The 24,290-nt window shown below is 67.3% G+C and carries 19 protein-coding genes and 3 pseudogenes; 15 read left to right on the forward strand and 7 right to left on the reverse strand.

Features of this window, described 5'->3' with window-relative positions:
- Positions 1-279: 279 nt before the first annotated feature.
- The 5 genes from VGX25_RS25905 (at position 280) to VGX25_RS25925 (ending at position 7,738) form a co-directional block, all read left to right on the forward strand.
- On the forward strand, positions 280-1,701 hold the full coding sequence (locus VGX25_RS25905; protein ID WP_326920513.1) for an ABC transporter substrate-binding protein: 1,422 nt from the start codon (positions 280-282) through the stop codon (positions 1,699-1,701).
- Complete coding sequence (locus tag VGX25_RS25910) at positions 1,698-3,716, forward strand: ABC transporter permease subunit (protein ID WP_326920514.1); 2,019 nt, start codon at positions 1,698-1,700, stop codon at positions 3,714-3,716. The genes VGX25_RS25905 and VGX25_RS25910 overlap by 4 nt, the downstream gene beginning before the upstream one ends.
- 112 nt (positions 3,717-3,828) lie before the next feature.
- Entirely contained in the window at positions 3,829-4,164 is a 336-nt protein-coding gene (locus VGX25_RS25915) for a YnfA family protein (RefSeq protein WP_326920552.1), read from the forward strand.
- A gap of 9 nt (positions 4,165-4,173) precedes the next feature.
- Positions 4,174-4,548: an ester cyclase gene (locus tag VGX25_RS25920; RefSeq protein ID WP_326920515.1), complete on the forward strand. Its 375-nt coding sequence runs from the start codon at positions 4,174-4,176 to the stop codon at positions 4,546-4,548.
- A gap of 490 nt (positions 4,549-5,038) precedes the next feature.
- Positions 5,039-7,738: a tetratricopeptide repeat protein gene (locus VGX25_RS25925; protein WP_326920516.1), complete on the forward strand. Its 2,700-nt coding sequence runs from the start codon at positions 5,039-5,041 to the stop codon at positions 7,736-7,738.
- Positions 7,739-8,373: 635 nt separating this feature from the next.
- Here VGX25_RS25925 and VGX25_RS25930 read toward each other — a convergent pair.
- Positions 8,374-8,904 carry a hypothetical protein gene (locus tag VGX25_RS25930; protein ID WP_326920517.1) on the reverse strand — a complete coding sequence of 177 codons (531 nt, stop codon included), beginning with the start codon at positions 8,902-8,904 and terminating at the stop codon, positions 8,374-8,376.
- Positions 8,905-9,110: 206 nt separating this feature from the next.
- Positions 9,111-9,767 carry a helix-turn-helix transcriptional regulator gene (locus VGX25_RS25935; protein ID WP_326920553.1) on the reverse strand — a complete coding sequence of 219 codons (657 nt, stop codon included), beginning with the start codon at positions 9,765-9,767 and terminating at the stop codon, positions 9,111-9,113.
- Between VGX25_RS25935 and VGX25_RS25940 the strand changes: the two are divergent.
- Positions 9,767-10,180: pseudogene (locus VGX25_RS25940) on the forward strand (serine hydrolase); the annotation flags it as partial. The gene VGX25_RS25935 and the pseudogene VGX25_RS25940 overlap by 1 nt on opposite strands.
- A gap of 112 nt (positions 10,181-10,292) precedes the next feature.
- On the opposite strand, the gene VGX25_RS25945 reads toward VGX25_RS25940, so the two are convergent.
- The 3 genes from VGX25_RS25945 to VGX25_RS25955 are packed head-to-tail and all read right to left on the reverse strand — an operon-like array spanning position 10,293 to position 13,269.
- On the reverse strand, positions 10,293-11,150 hold the full coding sequence (locus VGX25_RS25945) for a carbohydrate ABC transporter permease (protein ID WP_326920518.1): 858 nt from the start codon (positions 11,148-11,150) through the stop codon (positions 10,293-10,295).
- Positions 11,147-12,106 carry a sugar ABC transporter permease gene (locus VGX25_RS25950; RefSeq protein WP_326920519.1) on the reverse strand — a complete coding sequence of 320 codons (960 nt, stop codon included), beginning with the start codon at positions 12,104-12,106 and terminating at the stop codon, positions 11,147-11,149. Before VGX25_RS25950 ends, VGX25_RS25945 begins: the two co-directional genes overlap by 4 nt.
- Before the next feature lie 23 nt (positions 12,107-12,129).
- Entirely contained in the window at positions 12,130-13,269 is a 1,140-nt protein-coding gene (locus tag VGX25_RS25955; RefSeq protein WP_326920554.1) for an ABC transporter substrate-binding protein, read from the reverse strand.
- Positions 13,270-14,156: 887 nt separating this feature from the next.
- Between VGX25_RS25955 and VGX25_RS25960 the strand changes: the two genes are divergently transcribed.
- Positions 14,157-14,441 (forward strand): hypothetical protein, encoded by a 285-nt coding sequence (locus VGX25_RS25960; RefSeq protein WP_326920520.1) that lies wholly within the window; start codon positions 14,157-14,159, stop codon positions 14,439-14,441.
- A gap of 68 nt (positions 14,442-14,509) precedes the next feature.
- Here VGX25_RS25960 and VGX25_RS25965 read toward each other — a convergent pair whose 3' ends face one another.
- Positions 14,510-15,457, reverse strand: coding sequence for an NAD(P)-dependent oxidoreductase (locus VGX25_RS25965; protein ID WP_326920521.1), 948 nt, complete (start codon positions 15,455-15,457; stop codon positions 14,510-14,512).
- Between the two features lie 67 nt (positions 15,458-15,524).
- On the opposite strand from VGX25_RS25965, the gene VGX25_RS25970 reads away from it, so the two are divergent.
- Complete coding sequence (locus tag VGX25_RS25970; RefSeq protein WP_326920522.1) at positions 15,525-15,977, forward strand: MarR family transcriptional regulator; 453 nt, start codon at positions 15,525-15,527, stop codon at positions 15,975-15,977.
- 568 nt (positions 15,978-16,545) lie between these two features.
- On the opposite strand, the gene VGX25_RS25975 is transcribed toward VGX25_RS25970, so the two are convergent.
- The gene (locus VGX25_RS25975) at positions 16,546-17,190 is read right to left on the reverse strand and encodes a TetR/AcrR family transcriptional regulator (protein ID WP_326920523.1); all 645 of its coding nucleotides are present in this window, start codon (positions 17,188-17,190) and stop codon (positions 16,546-16,548) included.
- 87 nt (positions 17,191-17,277) lie between these two features.
- Between VGX25_RS25975 and VGX25_RS25980 the strand changes: the two genes are divergently transcribed.
- The 7 genes and pseudogenes from VGX25_RS25980 to VGX25_RS26010 form a co-directional block, all read left to right on the forward strand.
- Positions 17,278-18,150, forward strand: coding sequence for an oxidoreductase (locus tag VGX25_RS25980; RefSeq protein ID WP_326920524.1), 873 nt, complete (start codon positions 17,278-17,280; stop codon positions 18,148-18,150).
- Between the two features lie 143 nt (positions 18,151-18,293).
- A pseudogene (locus VGX25_RS25985) lies at positions 18,294-18,758 on the forward strand ((2Fe-2S)-binding protein).
- Positions 18,755-19,738 (forward strand): xanthine dehydrogenase family protein subunit M, encoded by a 984-nt coding sequence (locus tag VGX25_RS25990; protein ID WP_326920525.1) that lies wholly within the window; start codon positions 18,755-18,757, stop codon positions 19,736-19,738. The pseudogene VGX25_RS25985 and the gene VGX25_RS25990 overlap by 4 nt, the downstream one beginning before the upstream one ends.
- Positions 19,735-21,903 carry a xanthine dehydrogenase family protein molybdopterin-binding subunit gene (locus VGX25_RS25995; RefSeq protein ID WP_326920526.1) on the forward strand — a complete coding sequence of 723 codons (2,169 nt, stop codon included), beginning with the start codon at positions 19,735-19,737 and terminating at the stop codon, positions 21,901-21,903. Before VGX25_RS25990 ends, VGX25_RS25995 begins: the two co-directional genes overlap by 4 nt.
- Before the next feature lie 199 nt (positions 21,904-22,102).
- The gene (locus tag VGX25_RS26000; RefSeq protein ID WP_326920527.1) at positions 22,103-22,291 is read left to right on the forward strand and encodes a hypothetical protein; all 189 of its coding nucleotides are present in this window, start codon (positions 22,103-22,105) and stop codon (positions 22,289-22,291) included.
- A 194-nt stretch (positions 22,292-22,485) separates the two neighbouring features.
- Positions 22,486-22,938, forward strand: coding sequence for a hypothetical protein (locus VGX25_RS26005; protein ID WP_326920528.1), 453 nt, complete (start codon positions 22,486-22,488; stop codon positions 22,936-22,938).
- 30 nt (positions 22,939-22,968) lie between these two features.
- Positions 22,969-23,897: pseudogene (locus VGX25_RS26010) on the forward strand (IS481 family transposase); the annotation flags it as partial.
- Between the last annotated feature and the right edge of the window lie 393 nt (positions 23,898-24,290).

The raw sequence follows: 24,290 nt of genomic DNA on the forward strand, positions 1-24,290 counted from the left end.
CGTCGTCACCGCGTTCACCGACCGGTCCGCCGAGCAGAGCAGCGGAGCAGGCCGCGGCCTTCCTCGTCGGACCTCGCGCTCAACCTCGTCTTCACCAGAGCCATCGGCAACTACACCGCGTCCTACCCCGAGATCCCAGTGCCGCCCGAACCCAACGACATGGCTCTCGACTCCGGGTACCGCTGTGGCGGCCCCGTGGCTCGACCGGGCTGTCCCGCCGGTTGCAACCTCGCCCCGTCCGTACGTGTCCGCTCGATCGGACGCGAGAGAGGAGTGGTCATGGAAGAGAAAACGGACTGGTCGAGGCGCACGTTCCTCGGGATGAGCGCGCTGGGCGTGCTCGGTCTCGCTGCGTGCGGGGACGAGCCCGCCGCGCCGCAGGTCGACGTCCAGGTGCCCAAGGAACTGCTCGACCAGGCGGCCGCGCTCCGCGGCGGGTCGGTGGGGATGCTCTCGCAGAAGCTGTACTCGGAGTCCGCCAATCAGGCGCTGGACAGGTCGCTGCAGGTGTTCGCGCAGGCCACCGGCACCACGGTCCGCAACGACCTGGTCTCCGGCGACGCCGGCGACATGGTCGCGAAGATGGACGCCGAGGTGAAGGCGGGCACCAGCCGCGATCTGGCCTTCGTGAGCGACCGCCGGTTCGTCGGCCAGCTCCACAACCTCGGCGCCCTCACCGATGTCACCGACGTGGTCGAGGAGATGCGCAAGCTCTACGGGGAGCCCGCGACGGAGGCGAACAACTACTGCGTGTTCGACGGGCGCTGGTACGCGATCCCTTACCACTTCATCGCAGCCGGGATGTACCTGCGCAAAGACTGGTACGCGGAAAAGGGTCTCCCGCTCAAGCCGCATTACACGTGGGAGGAGCTGCGCGACAACGCGTTGGAGGTCTCCGACCCGGCGAAGCGGCGCTTCGGCTGGGGTCTCACGGTGAACCGCTCCGGCGACGCCAACGGCTTCATCACGAACGTCATCAACTGCTACGGCGGGGCGATCGCGGACAACACCGGCACGAAGGTGGTGTTCAACTCGCCGGAGACCGTCGCTGCCGTGGAGTTCATCGGCGACATCTACACGAACCCGAAGTACACGCCGATGCTGCCACCCGGGATAGGAAGCTGGACCGACTCGAGCAACAACGAGAACTGGCTGGCCCAGATCCTGGGGCTCACGCTCAACCAGTTCAGCGTCTACGCCGACTCGAAGACCAAGAACAACCCGGTCTACGCCAACACGCACGTGTTCAACGGCGCCACCGGACCGGCGATCGATCGGCCACTCGCGTTCGGCGAGTCCAACTCGTTCGTCGTGTTCAAGGGGGCGAAGAACCCCGAACTCGCCAAGCTGGTGGCGAAGTACATGGTCAGCGGGAGCGCGCTGCTCGGTGTCGCGAAGGGAGCACCGTGCCTGGTCAACCCCGCGTGGGACAAGGTGTGGGACTCCGACCCGTACTACACCAGCGGTGACCCGGCCTTCCCCGCGCTGCGGGAGCAGACCCGCACGCCGCTCCCGTTGACCACCAAGACGGGCTACGCGTTCCCCCAGGCACCGAGCCCCGGCGAGCAGGCCGCTGTCGCCGCCTATCTGCTGACCGACATGATGCAGTCGGTCATCCAGGGCACCCGGCCGGCCGACGCCGTTGCCTCGACCCACGCCCGGATCGTCCAGGTCTTCGAGCAGCAGGGCTACAAGCAGTGACGGTCCTGCGTTCGAAGACGACACAGCCGGCGCCGGCCCGTCCGGCGCCGGCCGCGTCGTCCTCGCTCACCACATCGCAGCGGCTGCTCGGGCGCGACTGGCGCCTCGCTGCGGTGTTCATCGGGCCGACGGTGTTGCTGGTCGCGGGCCTGATCCTGGTCCCGATCGTCAGCTCGATCTTCACCAGCACCACGGAGCGCCACGGAGCCGAGACGGTCTTCGTCGGGCTGGACAACTACACCGCCCTTATCGACGACGCGCTTTTCCACAAGGGCGTGCTCAACTCGTTCGTCTTCACCGCGTACGCCGAGATCTTCAAAGTGACCCTCGGTCTCATCGCGGCGTTGATGCTGCACCACATGCGCCGCGGCCGGGCGATCATCGCCGGGGTGATCCTGTTGCCGTGGGTGGTGCCGACGGTCGTTACGGCCTTCACCTGGCGGTCTTTGTTCGACCCGATCTTCGGCAGCGTCAACGTCCTGCTCACCGACTCCGGGATCGGGCCCGCCCTCGCCGCGATCGGGCTCGTCGACTCCTGGCCTGCGGAGTGGCTGTCCGATCCCGCGCTCGCGATGCCGGCGGTCATCCTGGTCAACGTCTGGAAGGGCATCCCGTTCTTCACGGTGACGTTCCTCGCCGGGCTCAAGGCCATCGACGGCGGTCTTTACGAGTCGGCGATGGTGGACGGCGCCTCGCCGTGGCAGCGCTTCGTGCACATCACGCTGCCGGGGCTGCGCAACATCATGATCGTGACGGTGCTGCTGTCGTCGATCTGGACGTTCAACAACTTCGACCTGATCTGGCTGATGACCCAGGGCGGACCGGGGGACGCCACCGCCCCGTACGTGATGGTGGCCTACTCGAAGGCCATCCAGCAGCTGCAGCCGGGCGCGGGTGCCGCGGTCACGCTGGTGATGCTGCCGATCATCGGCATCCTCGTGGCGATCCTCGTGCGGATGATGCGACGCAGCGACCTGCCAGGCGCAGGCGACCTGGGGCGCAGGCGGCTGACTCCCGCTCAGCGCAGGGCGCTGCCGTGGGTGATCGTCGTGGTCTCGGTGCTCGTGCTGGTCTGGGCGTCGCCGCAGATCGTGTGGAAGGCCGCGCTCGTGCTGGGCGTGTTCGTGGTGCTCGCGGCCGCCGTCGGGCGGGTCGTCTCCGCGCTCGCCGCGCGGGGCAACGGGCTGGCCGCACGCCTGGTCGGCGGCGCCGGCACGGGGGTCGCGCTCGTGGGTCTGCTGGGCTTCGTGCTCGCCCCGCTCTACTGGATGACGGTCACGGCCTTCAAGTCCGACAACCAGATCGTCGCGCGCACCGACGACCTCTGGCCGACCCCGTGGAGCACCGAGCAGTTCACCAACCTGTTCACGGGCAAGGCATTCGGCACCTGGTACGGCAACACGATCCTGGTGTCGGTGGCGTCCACCGTGATCGCCCTGATCTGCGCGGCGCTGGCCGGCTACGCGCTGGCGCGGCTGAAGTTCCGGGGTTCGGAGAGCTTCACGGTGACGATCCTGCTCACCTACGTGATGCCGGGCGCGCTGCTGTTCATCCCGCTGTATCAGCTGATGAGCGGGATCGGGCTCAACGACTCGCTGTGGTCGCTCGTGCTCGCCTACCCCACGTTCACCCTGCCGTTCGCGACGTGGCTGCTCGTCGGCTACTTCAAGTCGATCCCCGCCGACCTCGAGGAGGCTGCGCTGGTCGACGGCTGCACGCGGTTCGGCGCGTTCCTCCGGATCGTGCTGCCGCTGGCCAAGCCGGGCCTGCTCGCGGTCGCGCTGTTCACGCTCACCAACGCGTGGAACGAGTTCCTGTTCGCATTCGTGTTCATCACCAACGACGACTACAAGACGCTGCCCGTCGGCATGCAGTCGATGATCTTCGGTGACGTCGTGCCGCAGGGCCAGCTGGCCGCGGCCTCGCTGCTGATCAGCATCCCGGTCGTGCTCATGTACGGGTTCGGACAACGGTTCCTGACCGAGGGCCTCACCGCGGGGGCCGTGAAGGGGTGAGCGCTACGGTATTCGGCGCGGAACCTGCTGTCCCGCCGTGGCGGGGTGCTGCCGGTGACCCGGGCGTCACCGACACGCCGCTTGCCGGGGCGGTGGATCCGATATGGTCGCGATCATGACCGTCCTGCGGTCCGTGCTGCTGTTCGGGCTGGCCGCGCTGGCCGAGATCGGCGGCGCCTGGCTGGTCTGGCAGGGCTGGCGCGAGCACCGCGGCCTGCTGTGGATCGCGGCCGGCGTGCTCGCCCTGGGCGCCTACGGGTTCGTGGCCACCTTCCAGCCCGATCCGCACTTCGGCCGCATCCTCGCCGCCTACGGCGGGATCTTCGTCGCCGGCTCCCTGGCCTGGGGCGTCCTCGTCGACAGGTTCCGCCCCGACCGGTGGGACTACCTCGGCGCCACCCTCTGCCTGGTCGGGGTCGCCGTCATCATGTACGCACCGCGTAGGTAGGGGCCCACGATGTCCGAGGAGAACAAGGCGATCGTCACCCGGCTGGTCCACGACGTCCTCAACCACGGCCGCCTGGACGTCATCGACGAACTGTACGCGCCCGACCTCGCGCCGGCCGCGCGGCGATGGATCACCCCGTTTCGTGAGTCCTTTCCCGACGTGCACATGGAGATCGTCGACCTGATCGCCGAAGGCGACCGGGTTGTCGGCCGGTTCACCTGCACCGGCACCCACCTGGGGCACTGGCTCGGTCATCCCCCGACCGGCCGCCGGTTCCACCGCGTCCCCGAGGTCTACATCTTCACCCTCCACAACGGAAAGATCACCCACGCCTGGGGTCTGGAAGACACCCACCGCCGTCTACGCCACCTCGGACTGGCCTAGGCATCCGAACATACCTTCGTACATGGGTGACCTGACACGTCGAGAGCACGACCCGTCGGCGCCATGGCGCTCAAGCGGGCAACCGCCGATCACCACGCCACACGGCACCTCGCCCCCAAACACCACAGCGCCACCACGACGAACCGCTCGGCAACAGGTCACCCGACGCCCACCAGAGCAGCCCGTACGCAACTCGCAATCGAGCCCGTTATGTCACGGATTCATGCCACACAGGAAATAATCAGCCCGCTCCACAATGGAAACGGGCTGGTCACGACGTGTAGCCCCGGGATTTGAATCCGCGCACCGCCTTGAGAGCGCTCGTCAAGCCGTCAACCTGCGCCCACGAATACAGCACGGTCGAATACTGTGTCTCCGCCGGTCCTGCCAGCTTCATCATGGGCAACTTTGTCCCGCCGTGGGTGAGCTTGCCAAAGACTGTGTTGCACGAGTCTGGGCCGACAGCTTTGGCACGATTACAATGTGTGATTTGGGTGACGATTACCGTCAACGGTGCGAGGAGCGTATGGAGCGCTGGCGGCCTGCCGTGCATTGCACGATCATGGTTGTGGATGTCGAGGGGTTCGGCGATCGGCGACGCACCAATCCGCACCAGGTGATGGTCCGCGAGGCGCTGTATGCGGCCGTGCGGCGGGCGTTCGCCGAGGCGGGCATCTCGTGGTCGGCCTGCCGGCATGAGGATCGCGGCGACGGGGTGCTCGTGCTGGCCCCCGCCGAGATACCCAAGTCGCCGTTGGTCGATGACGTGCCCCGCGCGCTGGCTGCGGCCCTGCGTGAGCACAACGAAACGCACCCGGTGGAGCAACGGATCCGGCTGCGCATGGCCCTGCACGCCGGGGAAGTCCACCTTGACCAGCACGGCGTTACCGGCACGTCGGTTAATCTAGCCTTCCGACTGGTGAACGCCGGCTCGCTCAAAACTGCGCTCGCCGAGTCCCCGGGTCTGCTGGCACTGATCACCTCCGCATGGTTCTTCGAAGACGTGGTACGGCACAGCACGACCGCGCGACCGGAAACGTTCCGGCCGGTCCGGGTGACGGAGAAGGAAACGTCGACCGTCGCCTGGATCTCCCTGCCCGATCACCCCTATCCGCCAGACCCCGCCAACCTGTCCACACCGCCGCCCGAACCCATGGCCGGCCCAATACCTCACCAGCTCCCCGCGGCGCCGTCGTCGTTCACCGGCCGGCACGACGAACTGGCCACCCTGACCGACGCGGCGACCACGACACTGGACGTGGGGGCGACGGTGGTGATCTCGGCCATCGGCGGGGCCGGCGGGATCGGCAAGACCGCGTTGGCGGTGCACTGGGCGCATCAGGTGGCCAGCTGGTTTCCCGATGGGCAGTTGTATGTCAATCTGCGCGGGTTTGATCCGAGTGGACAGGTGATGGCGCCGGCGGAGGCGGTACGCCGTTTTCTGGACGCGCTTGAAGTGCCGCCGGAGCGAATTCCGACGGATGTGGACGCCCAAGCCGCGCTGTATCGCAGCCAACTGGCCGGCAAACGAATGCTCGTGGTGTTGGACAACGCCCGCGACACCGCGCAGGTGCGCCCTCTGCTGCCCGGCGCACCCACCTGCCTGGTGCTGGTCACCAGCCGCAACCAGCTCACGAGTCTGATCGCTGCCGACGGGGCCCACCCCATCACGCTGGATCTGCTCACCCTCGACGAGGCCCGACAACTCCTGTCCCGGCGCATCGGCGCCGACCGCGTAGCCGCAGAGCCAAACGCGGTCGCGGAGATCATCTCCCGCTGCGCCCACCTTCCACTGGCTCTGGTCCTGGCCGCCGGCCGCGCCGCCATCCGACCCCACGTCGGGCTGCAGGTCCTGGCCGATGAGTTGCGGGACACCCAACAGCGGTGGGAAACGCTCACCGGCGATGACCCGACCACCGATGTGCGGACCGTGTTCTCCTGGTCCTACCAAGCCCTCACCCCGCCCGCGGCACAACTGTTCCGGCTCCTCGGTCTACACCCCGGACCGGACATCGCCGTACCAGCCACAGCCAGCCTCGCCGGGGTCGCAGCTACTGCGGCGCGATCCCACTTGGCCGAGTTGACCCAGGCCAGCATGCTCGTCGAACACAGCCCCGGCCGCTACGCCTTCCACGACCTGCTTCGCGCCTACGCCACCGACCTCACCCACACCACCGACTCCGATCAGCAACGCCACGCCGCCACCCACCGCATGCTCGACCACTACCTACACACCGCGCACACCGCCGCCCTGCTGCTGCACCCGGCACGAAACCCACTCGCTCTCACCCCACCCCAACCCGGCACCACCCCTGAACACCCCATCAACCACGACCAGACACTGGCCTGGTTCACCGCCGAACACGCCACACTCCTCGCCGCTGTAGAGCACGCCGCCGCCACCGGGTTCGACACCCACACCTGGCAGCTGGCCTGGGCCCTCGTGACCTACCTGACCCGGCGCGGGCACTGGCACGAGTGGTCCGCCACCGGGCGTGCCGCGGTGGCGGCCGCGCACCGGCTGCCCGACCTGGCCGCGCAGGCCTTCGCCCACCGCAACCTCGCCGGCTCCTACACCCAGCTGCGTCGCTTCGACGACGCGCACATCCATCTGCAGCACGCCCTCGACCTCTACCGCCGGGTCGGCGACCTGTACGGGCAGGCGCACACCCACATCACCCTCGGCCACGTGCAGGGGCTGCAAGGCCACTACGCCGAAGCGCTCGAGTACGCCCGACAGGCTCTGGACCTGTGCCGGGTCGCCGGCCACCGACGTGGGCAGGCCCGCGCTCTCAACGCGGTCGGCTGGTTCCACGCCCAACTCGGCGACCACACCCAGGCCATCACCTGCTGCCAGCAAGCCCTCACCCTGCTCCAAGAACTTGACGACCGCGTAGGACAAGCCGTCACCTGGGACAGCCTCGGCTACGCCCAACACCACCTCGGCCACCACACCCAGGCCATCGGCAGCTACCAGCACGCCATCGACCTGTTCCAAGACATCGGCGCCCGCTACAACGAAGCCGACACCCTCACTCACCTCGGCGAGACCTACCACGCCATCGGCAACCGGCGAGCCACCCACAAAGCCTGGCAGCAGGCCCTCGCCATCCTCGATGACCTGCACCATCCCAACGCCGACCAACTCCGCGCCAAACTCGCCGCCCTCGAAGTCCAAACGGGACTGTAATTGCCCAGTCACCGAGTTCACACATTGCGCGGTCTGGCGACACCGCCTCGACCACGATGGACCGCCAGACCGTCCCGTCCGGACTTCGGACATCGCCAAGTTGGCTCCACTCAACCGACCAAGACATTGCGCTGCCGCGTCGAAGGCGTGTCGCCGACTCGCTCACCAGCATCTGGCTGGGACATAGGCCGGGCCGTTGCCGCCGCCGCGCTGGCAATCCACGTCGCTGGCGATGGGACGCATCCGCTGTAGTTGGGATCGCAGGCTGGCTGGCGCACGGGCGCCGCTGGCGGGTGAACTGGGGCAGGGCGGCCGGTGGACATTGCAACCCCGGCCGGCGGCAGCGGCCACAGACGAGCCGGTGGCGCCAGAAGTCTTCTACGAGAAATTGTTGTTCGCGGCCGGCCGCGATCCCATTTACATGCGCGGTGTCCGGAATTACCTCGAGCGCGTAGCTAACGGCTCGCTGACTGATCCGTCCGGTATCTGCGACAACATCCGAGACGTTGATCGGACGACTGGTCACGTCTGTCCGCCGGTTCCTGGAACGGAACCGCGACGCCTTCCTACGGTGAGCGCCGGTACCCCGTTGTCCGGAACGGTCCGGAAACGGGGTACCGGCTGGCGTGGTGGTTTTAGAAAACGGTGAACGTGGTCGTCAATTCCGCATAGTCGCAGTCGAGCGCCTGGCGTTCGTCGGTGTCGTACTCGTCCGGGTCCTGGTTGAGCACCCGGAACATCGGCACCGTGGTCGAGGCACCCTGGCTCGGGAACGGCTGGCTCTTGCTGCCATCGTGGTCGGTCGCGAAGCAGCTCGTGTCCTCGAACAGATCCATGGTGCTGCGGCTCTGTACCCGACCGGTGACGTCGAGGTTGGCGGTGAAGGTGATCCGTACCCGGACCTCATCGCCCCAGCAGGCGTCCCGGGACCACGTCTGCGGGCTGGTCTCGCGGACCACTTTGGAGCTTTCGTTGGGCAGTTCGATGCCGCTGCGGAATGTCTTGACCTCGTCGGACCACGGCCAGTCCTCCTCGTCGTGGATGAGCAGCGTGAAGGCAGGTTGGACGGTGCGCGGCGGCAACGTGGCGTGGGCGGTCGCCGCCGACCCGAGCACGGTCGCGACGGTCGCGGTGAGCAGGCCGGCGATCCCGAGTGCTCGCCTCATGGACATGACGTATCCCTTTCAGGTATCGGTGAATTCGGCCCGGACTGGCGGCCCGGCCCGGGGTGCGATACCAGGAAACGGGAGTGGGACGGCCCGCGCCTGAGTAGTCATTACTCAAGTCCATCATCAACAGGGAGGTGGGGTCGGCGCATGAGCCGTTGCTGGCAAGGAGAACTTGGCGCATGCCTGGATCGCCGCGGCTGTCGTCATGCGGGTTTTTCGGTGAGGGCCTTGGCGAGTTCGGCGCGGTTGGTGACACCGAGTTTGGTGTAGGTGCGGTGCAGGTGGTTGTTGATGGTGCGCACGGAGAGGGTGAGCGCGGCGGCGATGTCGCGGCTGGGGGTGCCGGCGGCGGCGAGCAGGGCGATCTGGCGTTCGCGGTCGGTCAGGGGATGGCTGGTCCGGGTGGTGGCCAGCAAGGGGGTGCGGGCTCCTTGGCATTGCGCGGCAAGGGTTGTTGCCCTTACCGCGGCCGCGGCGGCGGCCCGGGGCTTTCCGGTCAGGTGCAGGGCGGAGGCTGCCGCGGTGGCCGCCTCGGCGGCCAGCAGGGATGCGCCGACCTGTTCCAGTTCGTCGGTGACGTCGAGGAGTTGCGCCGGGTCCCCGGCGGCGAGGGCGGCGGCCAGGTGGGCGCGCGCGGAGGCGAACGGCCCGTCGCAGAGTCGAGCCAGCTCGGCCAGCCGGTCGGTGACCCCGTTGGCTGCGCCGAGCCGGGCCATGTCGGTGCGCAGCAGCGCCTCGGAGCTGAGGTGTCCGGTCTTCGCGGCCGTGGCGGCGGCGTCGGCGAGCACGGTCCGGGCTCGTTCCGGATCGCCGCGGGCGACCAGCAGCCACGCCTCGCCCAGCCGCTCCTCTCCGGCCAGGTGCGCCACCCGAGGGTCGGATCACCGGGTGGAAACAGAACATCTTCAGCTATCCGCCGATCGGCTCACCCGACGCCGGAGCGCACACCACCGCGGCCGACCTGGTGCGGTTCCTGCAAGCCCTGCGAGCCGGCGAGCTGTTGTCCGCCAAGCGGACCGAACAGTTCCTCACCCCGCAGATCCGACACCACGACCGGGATGACGGCGAGGTGTGGTACGGCCTCGGCCTGGAGTTCACCCTCGATCGGGACGGCTCGATCCGCAACTACTACAAGGACGGGCTCAACCCCGGCGCCCGTGGGATCGCCCGCCACTATCCCGCTGACAACCTGGATGTGGCGATGCTGTCCAATGCCCAGGACGGCGGCTCGGCCGTGATCCGGGAAATCGACCGCCAGATCAGGGCGTCATAACTCTACACGGTCGAACCGAAGTGTAATACGGCAATGTCACCCTGATCCCGTCTGGGCGAGTAGACGCACTGGAGTAGCCGCTGTTGTAGCAATTCGGTTGTTTGGCATGTGCTCAGCCCTTGAAGGCGCCGTCGAGGATTCCGGCGACCATGCGTTTGCCGACGAAGAAGAAGAGTATGAGGAGGGGGATGGTGGCGAGGAAGGAGCCGGACATGGCCAGGCCGAGGTCGATGGCGAAGTTGTTCTGCAGGGCTTTGATGGCGATCTGGGCGGTGTAGCGCTCGGGTGACTTGAGCACGATGAATGGCCAGAGGAAGTCGTTCCAGGCGGTGACGAATCCGAACAGGCCCAGGACGAAGGCGGCGGGTCGCACGATCGGGAACGCGATGCGCCAGAAGATCTGCCAGGTGCTGGCGCCGTCGATGCGGGCGGCCTGCATGAGCTCGTCGCCGATGGTCATGGCGATGTGCTGGCGCATCCAGAAGATGCCGAAGGCGCTGGCGAGGCCGGGAACGATGAGGGCTTGGAGAGTGTCCACCCAGCCAAGCTCCGAGATGATCAGGTACTGGGGAATGATCGCGAGCTGGGTGGGCACCGTCATGGTGAGCACGACGATGAGGAACAGCGTGTTGCGGCCGGGGAATCGCAGTTTGGCGAAGGCGAAGCCGGCCAGCGCGCACAGCAGTGCCTGGCCGGCGCCGATGGTGGTAGCGACGATGAGGCTGTTGAGGATGGCCTGCAGGAATGGCACGGTGGCCAGGACCAGGCCGGCGAGGTGGAAGAAGTTGCCGCCGGGCGCGATCTCCGGTGGCATCTGGGTGGCGGTGGCGGTGTCGGTGGTGGCGACGATGAACATCCAGTACAGCGGGAAGAGACAGGCGACGCAGGCCAGGGACAGCAGCAGGTAGTGCCACCACCGTACGCGGTCCATGCGCCGGCGCCGGGGGGCGCGGACCGGAAAGCTGATCATCGATGTGCTCCGTGGATGCGGGCGGACAGCAGGTAGTTGATCGACGCGATCACGATGATGATCATGAACAGGGCCACGCCGATGGCGGCGCCGTAGCCGAACTGGAACTGGCCGAATCCCTGCTCGTAGAGGAACAGGGTGAGGGTCTGGCACTGGCGGATCGGTCCGCAGGTCAGCGGCGCGGAGGGGGAGATGAGCAGCGGTTCGGTGAAGATCTGCAGTCCGCCGATGGTCGAGGTGACGACGGTGAAGATGATGACCGGGCGCAGGGCCGGGATGGTGATGTGCCGGAACTGCTGCCAGGTTCCGGCGCCGTCGATGGCCGAAGCTTCATAGATCGCGCGCGGGATGGCCCGCAGTGAGGCCAGGTAGAGCAGGGTGGTGTAGCCGAACCAGCGCCAGGCCACCATGGTGGCGATGAGGACGTGACTGCCCCAGGTGGACTGCACGAAGTCGAACGGTTCCACCCCGACCAGGCCGAGCAGCCAGTTCAGCAGGCCGAAGTCGCGGTCGAACAACTGCGCGAACACGATCGCCGTGGCGGCCACCGAGGTGATGTAGGGCACCAGCAGCGACATGCGGAAGAACGTCGCGAACCGCAGCCGGGCGTGGTTGAGCAGGTGTGCCAGCAGTAGCGCGACCGCGAGTTGTGGAACGGTGGACAACAACCAGATGCTGACCGTGTTGGTCGTGGCGTTCCAGAACCGGGGGTCCTCCAGCATGCGGGCGAAGTTGTCGGTCCCGATGAAGGTGCGCTCACCGATCGGGTTCCAGTCGAACAGTGCGACGTAGAAGGTGAACAGCAGCGGGAAGAGCCCGAACACCGCGAAGATGAGGAAGAACGGCGCGGTGTACGCGTAGGGGGTCAGGCGTTCGACCGGGCCCCCGGCGATGTGCCGGCGGGCGCGCTCACGCGTCGGCGCGGTCGGGGGTGTGCTTGCTCGCGCCGTGGTCACGGTCCGCACGTCTCACGCCGTGGTCATTTGCCGATGGCGGTCTTGATGTTGCGCAACGCGGCCTCCCAGGCGTCGTCCGGATCACCCGCGCCCTGCTCGACATTGGTGAGAGCGTTGAGGAACTCCTGGCCGATGGCCGAGCTGTCCGGTCCGATGTAGAACGGGGTGAGTCCAAGCAGCGACGAGGTGTAGATCTTGCCGACCGGAGCGTTGGAGAAGAACGGCTCCTGCCGCGAGGTCAATCGGGGATCCTGGTAGACGGACGGGGTGGTGGGCAGCGAGCCTTCTACCAGGAAATGTTCCAGCTGCCCGGTCGGTGACTGCGTCTCGGCGATGTAGTTCCATGCTGCCTGCGGGTTGTTCGCCCGCTTCGGGATGGCGAGATAGCTGCCACCCCAGTTGCCCCTGCCGCCCGGAATCGTTGCGATGTCCCATTTTCCATTGGTGTCGGGCGCGTTCATCCGGATCGCGTTGAGCATCCAGGACGGCGCGGCGAGCACCGCGAACTGACCTTGGCCCATGGCCGCGCTCCAGCCGGTGGAAAACGACGACTGCTTGGCCGTGACACCCGCGCGAATGGTCTTCAGGGCCAGGTCGAACGCCTGCTTCACCTGCGGGTTACGGTCATAGACCAGGTTGCCCGCCTCGTCGTAGTACTTCTGCGACCCCTGGTTGACCGCCTGGTAGAACACGCTCGTCGCGGCGTTGTCGACGAACGCCTTGCCCGTGGCGGCGGTGTACCGGGTGCCGGTCTCGATGAAGGCGTCCCAGGTGGGCCAGAGCTGGCCGACGGCCTCCCGATCGGTCGGCAACCCAGCCGCGGCGAACAGGTCCGTGCGGTAAGCCACCGCCATGCCGCCGACGTCGGTCGGGATCCCCAGGATCTCCCCGTTCCTCGTAGTGCTCTGGCTGATCACCCAGTCCAGGTAGTCACTCTTGATCCCCTCCGCGCCGAAGCCGCGCAGATCGTGGAAGTTCTGCGGCTGCTGCACGAACTTCGGCAGGTCGTCGCCCTGGATCAGCACCAGGTCCGGCACTTTCCCGCCGGCCAGCGCGGTGGTCAGCGCCTGCGCGGTCTCCACCGTGGTGCCCACCTCGGTGAGCTTGATATCGATGTCCGGGTGTTTCTGCTTGTAGACGTCGACTGTGGCCTTCTGGTTGATCCCAGTGAACGACCAAACTCGAACGACCGACCGCCCGTCTGATCACCGCCCGAACCGGGCGTACACCCGAGCGCCAGCACAAGAGTTCCGGCCAGGACGATCGATGACGCGGTGCGCAATTTTCTCATGACAGTGTCCATCGCTGGTTGGTGCCGGGACAGGTCCAGATGATCAGATGGGTGCTATCGGCGTCCGATCTGCCGGTGGCGTCGACGTTTTGTCCGGCGACCGCCGATAGTTCTGCACGGACACCGGCGGTTGGGTGGCTCAGCAGGGAAGTTGGGTGGGTTGGCAACCCGCGAGCCAGGGCGGCAAGGAGTCCGCTCGCGTTAGGATCCAAGCCTCGGTAGAAGTACCGCAGCCGGCGCGGGCTGATCGTCCGAGTCAGGTCGACACTGTCGCAGATGACTTTCCCGTGGCTGATGTGCCGGCGCCACTGTCCATTAGAGAAGGTAATGTTGACGGGCCGGGCGAGCGGGTTGGATCCGGGTGGCGACCATACCGGTCTCCACGACCTCAGCGACAGCGCGATCAGGCCGCTCCCGGTCCGCGCACGACCAGGCATCGCGAACCCCTCCCGGCATCGAAGCCGCTCTACTCCTGGGAGCGCTCCCAGCCGCTGTTCGAAATTTCGGATTTCGTTTGATCTATCGGACGTATGGCATCACGGTAACGACACGACTCGTCACGGTCAACTATGGCCCTAGCCAATTCGCATAGCGCACCGAAAAGGTTTTCGTTGTGGTTCTCGGACACTCTGACTGGCATTGCGCGGGGTCAAGACATGTTCGAACCGTCAATCAAGGAACGTCCAGCCGAGGGTGGTGGTCCAGTGGTTTGCGGCGCGGATGTGGTGGTTTCCCGCAGGCAGGGATGGTGCGCACGGGTTGGAGGCCGAGGCGGGACGGACTCAGGGCGTCGATGGCACGGTCCGGATCTGGCGGACGACCGGGGCGGGCGAGCCCATCGTGTACCTCGGCTACCAGGCCTCGGTCGAGAGCGTCGCCTTCGCCCCGCACGGCCACCGGCTGCTCACCACCCACGACGACGGCACCGTTCGAATTCAGCAGTGCGAGGTGTGCAGCACCCTCGACGACGTGCTCGCGCTCGCCGCCAACCGGACGACGCGGGAACTCACCCCGGCCGGGCGCAAGGCGTTCAGCGTGCCGTGAGCGATTCAACGAGCGAACCGTTCGGGTGCCACCGCTTGCTGTGCCCGCCGCGGGTGGCGGCCATCGGCTCAGCGCTCGTGGCCCGCGCGCAGCCAGGCGATGTAGTCGGCGGCCGCGCGTTCGGTGTCATAGGCGGGCCGGTAGCCGGTGTCCTGCTGGATGCGGGTGATGTCGAGGTAGTTGTGTCGGCCGGTTCCACCGGTGGGCAGGTCGATCCGGGCGTCCGGGACGGCCTTCCTGATCGCGGCGATCACCTCGGCGTTGGAGGTCGCGCGGCCGGAGGCCACGTTGTAGGTGCGGTGGTTGAGCCGGTCTGTGGTCTGCAGGAGGGCGATGGCCCGGCCGCAGTCCTTCACGTAGCACAGGTCGATCGAGTCCTCCGCGTGCGCAGGACCGACCAGAGTGGACAGGTCCGGCTCGGTTCCGCGGGCGGCGGCATGGACGAGCTCTGGAGCGGCGAAGAACAACGCGCCGTGGGGGTCACCCGGTCCCCAGATGGCGGAGATGCGGTAGTTGATGATCTCGATGCCGGTCGCGCCGGCCAGATGGTCGGTGAGCAGCTCGCCGATCTTCTTGAACGTCGGGATGAGGTGGGGTGAGGTCATGGGCAACGGCATGTCTTCGCGCAATGGGCCCGCGTGGGGCAGGCCGGCGTAGACGCCGATCGTGCTCGCCACGCCGACGCGTGACACGCCCCAGGTCTGGGCGGCCTGCAGGATGTTGAGCAGGCTGCCGAGCGCCTTGCGAGCGTCCTCAATGGGCTGATCGGCACTGGGTGGCCATGGCATCGATCCCGCGAGATGGACGATGCCGGTGATCTTGTGGCGGGTGCCGACGTCGAGCAGTGCGGTCAGATCGGTGACGTCGGCCTGCTCCACTGCCACTTGCGGGTTGGCCAGAACAGCCGGTACCTCGGCGGTTCGACGCTGCACCAGCACGCAGCCCTCGCCGAGGTCGAGCAGTGCCCGCACGGTGTGGGTGCCGATGAACCCGAGACCTCCGGTAACCAGGATCATTGCCTACTCCTGTCGTCATGCTGATTATCAGTTCTACTGACGATCAGACTAGCTGTAGGATCGGCGGGTGTCGAGCACCGATGAACCGAGCCCGGAGTTGAGCCGGAATCTGGCCTACCTGCTCAAGCATGCGCACCTTCGGATGGCCGAACTGATCACGAAAGTGTTGACGCCACACGGCATTGACGGGCGTGAGCTGGGGGTGCTGCTCGCCCTCGGCCGCGAGCCGACGTCTCAACAGCAGGCGGCGCAGCGGCTCGGCATCGACCGCACGACGATGGTCGCGATGCTCGACACCCTCGAAGGCAAAGGTCTGGTATCACGTCATCCAGACGCCGACGACCGGCGCCGCAACGTGGTCGAACTGACCGACGCCGGAAAGGACACCCTCCGCCTGGCCACCCAGGCAAGCGACGCCGCCGAGCGCGTATTTCTGGCGCCGCTCAGCCCGCAGGCCGCGGTGCACCTTCGGAACTCATTGCAAACCCTGGTGACCCAGCCGGACAACCAGCACTCCTGAGCGCCAGGACAACGTCAGCAGGGCACACCATTCTCATACCTCTCATGCCTGACCGGGTGTTCTGGTGGAGACGTTCGCGTCCTCACGTGCCACCTGGCGGGGGGAGAGCGTTGGTTGGCCGTGCCGGGACGGACTTCAAGCCAGCGGAAGATCTTAGGGCCACTGTCCGACTCGACTCTCACACTATTTTCTGGTGGAGCAAATCTGGAGTCCATATGGTCTCAATTGCGCTATATTGCACTCAACGGCGCTGAATGGAACCGGTTTGACCTGGCGTCCGTAATCGCCGCAGGTGAGAGGTATACTTGTCCCCACACTGGCAGTGTGGGGGTCAGGGTTTCGAACCCTCTCGGCTCCACCCTTTGGAAGAGCTCTCTCGGTTCAGGTGTTTCGCCTGCTGGGAGGGCTCTTTTCGTGTGTCGGGAGATCGTCTGCGATCTGGTTGCTCGGTCGTGTCTGTCCATTCGGGTGGAAGGATTCAGGAGGATCCGGGCCTCCTGTTGTGATCTTGGGTGCGATAGCTGACCGCGTATCTCCACCTCGATACGACGTGTGCAACGGGCTGGGGTCAGCCGGGATCGTGCCGTGCTGTGGCGGGTTCCGGGTGGTTCGCTGTGCGCGGTGCCGATCCGTAGAGTGCGTGGTCGACCAGGTGCGTGGCGATCGACTCGTCGAAGGGCACCTTGAGTACGAGTAGCCGGTGGTAGCAGGCGCCCCACAGCTGGTCCACGATGATGTCGAGGTCGGCGTCCTCGCGGAGCTGACCGTCCCGCTGGGCGACGCGCAGGCGCTCACGCGCGAGCTCGCGGCGCGGCTGTGCATAGGTCTGCGACCAGGCCCGGGCGAGATCGGGGTCCATCTGGGCCGCGCCGACCAGCTCGGACACGGGCTGCTCGGCACCCTCGTCCTTCAGCCAGCGGACGAACGCGGTGAGCTGAGTGATCAGATCGGCACGCACGTCCCCGGTGTCGGGCAGCTCCAGCACCTGTCGGCTCTGGACGAAGTACGCCTCGGCCGCGAGCGCGCCCGGCGACGGCCACCACCGGTACAGGGTCGTCTTGCTCGCTCCCGCTTCTGTCGCCACCCGGTCGAACGTGACCGCTCGCATGCCGTCCCGCAGCAGGATGCGCCCCGCGGCGGTGAGCACGGCGGCACGCACCTCGGCCGCCGGTCGCCGGCCTCGGCCGCGCCGACCAGGAACGTTCTCGGACATTCGCCATCCCACATGTAGACAGATTGTTCATTTCGGGTGTAGCTTGTATGTGAACGATTTGTTCATATCTTAGCTGGAGGTACGGCCATGAACAACAAGACATGGCTGATCACCGGGGCATCGCGCGGCTTCGGTCGGGAGTTCGCCATGGCCGCGCTCGGCCGCGGTGACAACGTGGCGGCGACCGCACGTGACGTCTCGGCCCTGCGGGATCTTCGTGCCGAACACCCGGGGCTGCTCGCGCTCTCACTCGACGTCACCGACGCCGACGCGGTCCGCGATCGGGTCGCGGAAGCGGAGGAACACTTCGGCCGGCTCGACGTTGTGGTCAACAACGCCGGCTACGGGCACTTCGCCGCGGTGGAGGAGGTGACCGACGCCGAACTGCGCGACCAGCTGGAGACGAACCTCTTCGGCGCCCATCGCGTCGTCCGGGCCGTCCTCCCGGGGATGCGCGAGCGCGGCAGCGGGCACATCGTCCAGGTTTCCTCGATCGGCGGCGTGCTGGCGGTGCCCAACATGGGCGCCTACCACGCCTCGAAGTGGGCGCTCGAGGCGCTCAGCGAGTCCCTTGCCGCCGAGGTCGCCCGGTTCGGCGTGCACGTCACCCTCGTGGAGCCGGGCGGGTACGACACCGACTGGGCCGGATCGTCGTCGCGGCACAGCGACCCGCTGCCGGCCTACGACACGATGCGCGAGGAGATGGCGGCTCGCCGCCGCGCGAGCGTGCCAGGGGACCCGGCCGCCGCCGCGCGAGCGCTGCTCGACGTCGTCGACGCCGAACAGCCACCACTGCGGGTGCTGTTCGGTGCGCTGTTCGGCGTGCCAACACCCCAGATCGTGCGAGGGCTCTACGACCGGCGCCTGAAGGAGTGGGCCGCGTGGGAGGACCTGGCGGTCCGCGCATACGGGGATTCAGCTAACGAAGCCAGCCAGTCAGTCGGCAGGAGAAGTCGATGACAGACGACCCAGCGCCCCAGAGAACCACGCACACACGCCGTACCGTCCTGAAGTCCGCGGCCGGGACCGTCGCGGCCGCCAACCTCACGTCCGTCGCCAAGGCCACGGCCGAACCCGCGCACCCGGTCGCCGGCGGCACGTCGGTGGAGATCACGTTGTCGGTCAACGGAAAGCGGCACCAGGTGGTGGTCGAGCCGAGGGTCACGCTGCTCGACGCGCTGCGTGAGCGGCTCGGACTGACCGGCACGAAGAAAGGCTGCGACCGGGGCGAGTGCGGTGCGTGCACCGTCCTGGCCGACGGCAAGCGGATCAAGTCCTGCCTGACCCTGGCCGTGATGCGGCAGGACGACGAGATCACCACCGTGGAAGGGCTGGCGCGTGGTGAGGAGCTGCATCCGGTGCAGGCGGCGTTCATCCGGCACGACGCGTTCCAGTGCGGTGGCTGCACGCCCGGTTAGATCATGTCCGCAGTGGCGTGTATCGACGAGGGCCACACGGGTTCCGAGGCGGAGATCCGGGAGTGGATGAGCGGCAACCTCTGCCGCTGCGCCGCGTACCAGAACATCGTTGCCGCGGTCGCCGACGCCGCGAAGGCGGTGCGGCGGTGAGGAACTTCGGTTACACGGTGGCCGCCAGCCCGGCCGACGCCGTGCGGATCGCGGCCGGGACGCCGAACTCGGCGTTCGTCGCGGGCGGCACCGACCTGCTGAACCTGATGCGGGACGGAGCGCAGGCGCACGACCACCTGGTGGACCTCAACCACCTCGACCTCGGCCGGATCGACATGGACGGCACCTCGCTGCGTGTCGGCGCACTCGCCAGGATGCGGCAGGTCGTCGAGCATCCGGTGGTGCGGCGGGAGTTCCCGGTGTTGTCGCAGGCGTTGCTCGCCTCGGCGTCCCCGCAGGTTCGCACCATGGCCGCGATCGGCGGGAACCTGTTGCAGCGCACCAGATGCGGCTACTTCCGGGACACCGGTTCGGGATGCAACAAGCGGGTTCCCGGCAGCGGATGCCCGGCGATCACCGGTTACAACCGGGGACACGCGATCCTGGACGGCAGCGACCACTGCATCGCCACGCACCCCTCCGACCTGGCCGTAGCGCTCACCGCGCTCGACGCGACCGTGTACCTGCTCGGCCCGGACGGCGTCAGAACCGTCCCCATAGCCGACTTCTACCTTCTCCCCGGCGCCACCCCGGACCGGGAGACCGTGCTGCGTCAGGGTGAACTCATCACCCGGGTGGACGTGCCACGCACCGGGGTCGCCACACGCTCGCGGTACCTGAAGCTGCGGGACCGAGCCACGTTCGAGTTCGCGGTGGTGTCGGTGGCGGCGGCGCTGCGGATGGACGGCCGTACCGTGCGGGATGTGCGGCTGGCATTCGGCGGCGTCGGCACCCGCCCCTGGCGGGACACCCGCGTCGAGGCGGCACTACGCGGCCGGGAACTGACGACGGCAACGATGACCGCCGCGGGCCGGGCACTGGTCAGCGACGCGGTTCCCCGCGACGGCAACGGATTCAAGGTCGAGCTGGTCCAGCGTGCGCTGGTGAGTGTCCTCAGTGAACTGGGAAGCGTTCGATGACCGGGCTGATCGGTCGGGGCGTGGAGCGGGTGGACGGTCGGGCGAAGGTCACCGGCGCGGCTACCTACGCCGCCGACCACCGGATTCCCGGTGTGCTGCACGGCTTTCTGGTGATGAGCACGATCGCGCGAGGGGAGATCACCGAACTCGACACAAGTGAGTCGCTGGCATACCCCGGCGTCGTCGCGGTCTACACCCATCAGAACATGCTGCCGCTGACGGTACCGCCGGACTTCCCTTATCCCAAGCGTTTCATTCCGCTGCAGGACACGCGGATCCACCACAACGGGCAGCCGGTCGCCTACGTGGTGGCCGAGACCCTGGAGCAGGCGCAGGAGGCGGCGACCCTGGTGCGGGTGCGTTACCGCGTGGAGGCTCCCGCAGCGCACCTCGCCGACGCGCTCGACGAGGCGTACCTGCCGCCCAACTTCCGCGACAGGCCCAACGAGATCATTCGCGGGGACGCCGCCGCGGCGCTCGCGGCGGCCGAGGTACGGGTCGAGCAGGAGTACACCAGCCCGATGCAGCACCACAACCCGATCGAACCGCACACCACCACCGCCGTGTGGGACGGTGACTGGCTGACGCTGTACGAGAGCGCGCAGGGCGTCGTGCTGGCCCGCAGGATCGTGGGGCAGGCGTTCGCGAAGTACGTGCGGGAGGAGGACATCCGGATCGTCTCGCCCTACCTGGGCGGCGGGTTCGGCGCCAAGGGCCCTACCTGGCCCCACACACTGCTCACCGCGGCCGCAGCACGACTGGTCCGCAGGCCGGTGAAGCTCATGCTGACCCGCGCGCAGATGTACACCAGCAACGGGCACCGCGCCGAGTACCGCCGCAGCCTGCGGCTCGGCGCCACCCGGCAGGGCAGGCTGACCGCCATCGTCGACACCAGCACCGCACAGCTGACCCGCACCGAGGAAAGCATCTACAACACCAGCAACTCCACGCTCGACCTGTACGCCTGCCCGAACGTCCACGTGCGACAGCTGGGTGTACGGCTGGACCTGCCGTCGTCGAGCTACATGCGCTCACCGGAGACCACCGCGCACTTCGGTCTCGAGATCGCCATGGACGAGCTGAGCTACGCGGTCGGCCTCGACCCGATGGAACTGCGGGTACGCAACCACAGCCCGGCCGGTCCGCACTCCAGCAAGCACCTGCTGGAGTGCTACCGGTTGGGGGCCAGGGCGTTCGGCTGGGCACGGCGCGACCCCAGGCCGGGGTCCATGCGGGACGGGGACGAGTACGTCGGCTGGGGCATGGCCACCGAGACCCACACCTACAACGCGATCCCGTCCTTCGCCCAGCTCACCGTCGACGAGACGGGACGGGCGACCCTGCGCGTGGCCAGCCAGGAGATCGGCACCGGCACCTACACCGTGCTCACCCAGGTCGTCGCCGACGGGCTCGGCATGCCGCTGGACCACGTCACGACCCTGCTCGGCGACACGGCGTTCCCCGCCGCGGCCATCTCCGCGGGGTCGTCCACCATGCCAAGCGTGCTTGGCCCGGTGTCCAACGCGGCGCAGAACGCGCGTACCGCCGTGGTCGCGATCGCCGTCGCCGACCCGCATTCGCCGCTCCACGGCGTGCCGGCGGCGGACGTCATGGCCGAACACGGCCACCTGTTCGTACGCGGTGACCGCGGGCGAAGGGACAGCTACCGCGACATCGTGTCCCGCCACGGCCAGTCCGTCGTGGTGAGCGGGAGCGGGTTGAACACGCCAGGGCATTCGTTCGGTGCGGTGTTCGTGGAGGTCCGCATCCGGCCGAGACTCGGCGCGGTGCGGGTGAGCCGGGTGGTGGCCGCGTACGACCCCGGCCGGGTACTCAACCACCGGACCGCACATGGACAGGTGATCGGCGGCGTAACCTGGGGCATCGGCTTCGCGCTGATGGAGCACACGCAGGTGGACCCGAACACCGCGCGGGTGGTCAACCCGAACCTGTCCACCTACCTGGTGCCGGTCTGTGCCGACACGCCCACGGTGGAGTCCTACTTCGTCGACCGCGAGAACCCGGCCAGCAAACCCGCGCTCGGCGCCCGCGGCTTCGGCGAGACCCCGGGCACCGGGGTGCCCGCCGCGACCAGCAACGTGATCTTCCACGCCACCGGCCGCCGCCTCCGCGACGTCCCGTTCACCCAGGACAAGCTGCTGTGAGCGCCACGTCCACGCTGGTACTCGTGCACGGTTTCTGGCACGGCTCCTGGTGCTGGAGCGAGGTCACCCAGCACGTGGTGGCCTGCGGGCGCCTGGCCGTCGCGGTGGACTAGCGGGACACGGGCTGTACACCCGCCGCCCGCGGTGGTTCACCAGGCAGCTGTACAACTCAGCGGCAGTCAGCACGGAGGCCTCGCCCGTGGCGGAGGTGAGTCTCGACGATGCGGCCGAGTTGCTGACGTCGCAGATCAAGCGGATCGGCGGTGGCGAGCCGGTTACCGTGGTCGCGCACAACGCAGCCGGCCCAGTACTGACGCGAGTGGCCGAGCAGACGCCCGAACTGGTCGCGCACGCCGTGTACCTTTCCGCGTACATGCTCGGCGGATGATTGCCTGGCGCGGCCGCCCCCGGTTAACGAGCGGTGGGAGTCGACGATCGACGGTTAGGCTTGCGGTGCCTCGCCGGTACTCGGCGGGGCGCCATACACGTCAGTCCCAAGTAGCCGAAGAGATGAGGATGATCCGAACACCGGCCGGTCGCCGTGACCTTATTAGTGTCCGAACGCGAGAAGCGGTCCGTGACATGATGAGCGGTACCGTTCTGCGCGAGATCGATGAGATGTGGCAGGACGAGTTGTTCCCTCCTCCCGTGGAGGAGCCCGAACCGGTCGGCGGACAGCGCGTCACGCACTTCCAGGGTTACCTCAACCAGGTTGACTGGACCGACCACGCGCACGTCGCCAGGGCGATTCGCGTCTTCGAGGTTGCCCTACGGGCGTTGTTCAACCCGGCCGAAGGATCCACATGGGACCCCACGGAGGCCATCCGCCGGCTGCGGCGTCTGTTCGAGCGTGACGGCTACAAGGTGACGGATGAAGGTCGGATCGTGGGAGGACCGGTCGCGGTCGTTGCGGAGCAACTGCTGTCCAACCTCACCGATCCCGCCGTGATTCAAGACCATCTTGACCGAATCACTCACGCGGTCGAGCGCAATGACCCCGCACTGGCAATCTCTAAAACTGACGGGGGTTGTTGACAGTCTGGGTCTCTTGATCAAGGGAGGCTTATGGCTGAGCGGGTGTGGAGTGAGAAGGACCTGGTCAGGCGCGCGAACCGGCGCCTAGCCGTGCTTCGGCATGCCGAGGAGATCAGCGGCAACATCGCGGCGACGTGCCGCTACTACGGCATCAGTCGCAACATCTTCTACCGGTGGAAGCGCCGGTATGAGGACGAAGGCCTGGAGGGCCTGAAGGACCGCTCGAGCGCGCCGCTGCATGTCCAACCGTCACCCACCCGGAGGTCGTCGAGAAGATCATTCATCTGCGGCAGCACTATCACTTCGGACCGTTGAAGATTGCCATGTACCTGCAGCGCTACCACGACGTCACGATCAGCTCGTCCGGGGTGTGGCGCATCCTCAAACGCTTGGGCATGAACCGGCTGCCGGCCTCGCAGCGCTACCAACGCCACCGCAAACGGTGGAAGCGCTACGAGAAGCAACGCCCCGGCCACCAGCTGCAGATCGACGTCAAGTTCACCGAACCCATCAGCACCGGCCCCAACCAGCGCAAGCGCTACTACCAGTACACCGCCATCGATGACTGCACTCGGCTACGTGTCTTGCGGATCTACCCGCGCTCTGACCAGAAGACTGCGATCCAGTTCCTGGACTACGTCCTGGCTCGGTTGCCGTTCCAGGTCGAGAAGATCCAAACCGACAACGGCGCGGAGTTCCAGTCGGCGTTCCACTGGCACGTGCTCGATCAGGGCATCGGCCACACCTACATCCGGCCCGCGACCCCGCGGCTCAACGGCAAGGTCGAGCGCTCGCACCGCATCGACGCCGAGGAGTTCTATCGCCTCCTGGACGGCGTGGTCATCGACGACGCCGGGGTGTTCAACGACAAGCTCAAAGAATGGGAGGACTACTACAACTACCACCGACCCCACGGCGGCCTCGGCGGACAAACCCCATATGAGAGGCTGCTACAGAAAACCCAGACCCAGCCTGTCACCGACCAACATCAGCACCACAGTCGAAGGGGTATCCGCTTGGACCTCCCGGCACTCCAGACGGCCCACCGCACGGGGGCGGAACCGTTTCGGCCGGTGTGGGTCAACCTGGCCTCGCTCTTCCCCGTCCCGGAGCCGCCACGGCCGGTCGCCGTGGATGGGCTGGATCTGTCCGTGGGCAAGGCCCCTGTGTCGTGCACTGCTGGCTGCGAGCCGGAAACGGGTCGTGGATCGCTTGTAGACCCGATTGAGCGTTGACCGGTTGACCGTGCCAGCTTGGTCGGGTTCGTCGGTGGACGCTAAGCCGTCGTTTGACCGGCGTCCGCCGCGGTCGCTGGCGGTCGCGGATCTCGTCCCGGCTGGGGTGCCGGTGGT

This window comes from Actinophytocola sp. (assembly GCF_035942955.1).
Lineage (GTDB): Bacteria > Actinomycetota > Actinomycetes > Mycobacteriales > Pseudonocardiaceae > DASYTH01.

Bases quoted from the DNA above. Each gene is read 5' to 3' on its own strand.
- VGX25_RS25920 (WP_326920515.1), top strand. From the start codon at position 4,174: ATGTCCGAGGAGAACAAGGCGATCGTCACCCGGCTGGTCCACGACGTC.
- VGX25_RS25930 (WP_326920517.1), bottom strand. From the start codon at position 8,904: ATGAGGCGAGCACTCGGGATCGCCGGCCTGCTCACCGCGACCGTCGCG.
- VGX25_RS26005 (WP_326920528.1), top strand. From the start codon at position 22,486: ATGATGAGCGGTACCGTTCTGCGCGAGATCGATGAGATGTGGCAGGAC.
- VGX25_RS25905 (WP_326920513.1), top strand. From the start codon at position 280: ATGGAAGAGAAAACGGACTGGTCGAGGCGCACGTTCCTCGGGATGAGC.
- VGX25_RS25980 (WP_326920524.1), top strand. From the start codon at position 17,278: ATGAACAACAAGACATGGCTGATCACCGGGGCATCGCGCGGCTTCGGT.
- VGX25_RS25945 (WP_326920518.1), bottom strand. From the start codon at position 11,150: ATGATCAGCTTTCCGGTCCGCGCCCCCCGGCGCCGGCGCATGGACCGC.
- VGX25_RS25995 (WP_326920526.1), top strand. From the start codon at position 19,735: ATGACCGGGCTGATCGGTCGGGGCGTGGAGCGGGTGGACGGTCGGGCG.
- VGX25_RS25975 (WP_326920523.1), bottom strand. From the start codon at position 17,190: ATGTCCGAGAACGTTCCTGGTCGGCGCGGCCGAGGCCGGCGACCGGCG.
- VGX25_RS25965 (WP_326920521.1), bottom strand. From the start codon at position 15,457: ATGATCCTGGTTACCGGAGGTCTCGGGTTCATCGGCACCCACACCGTG.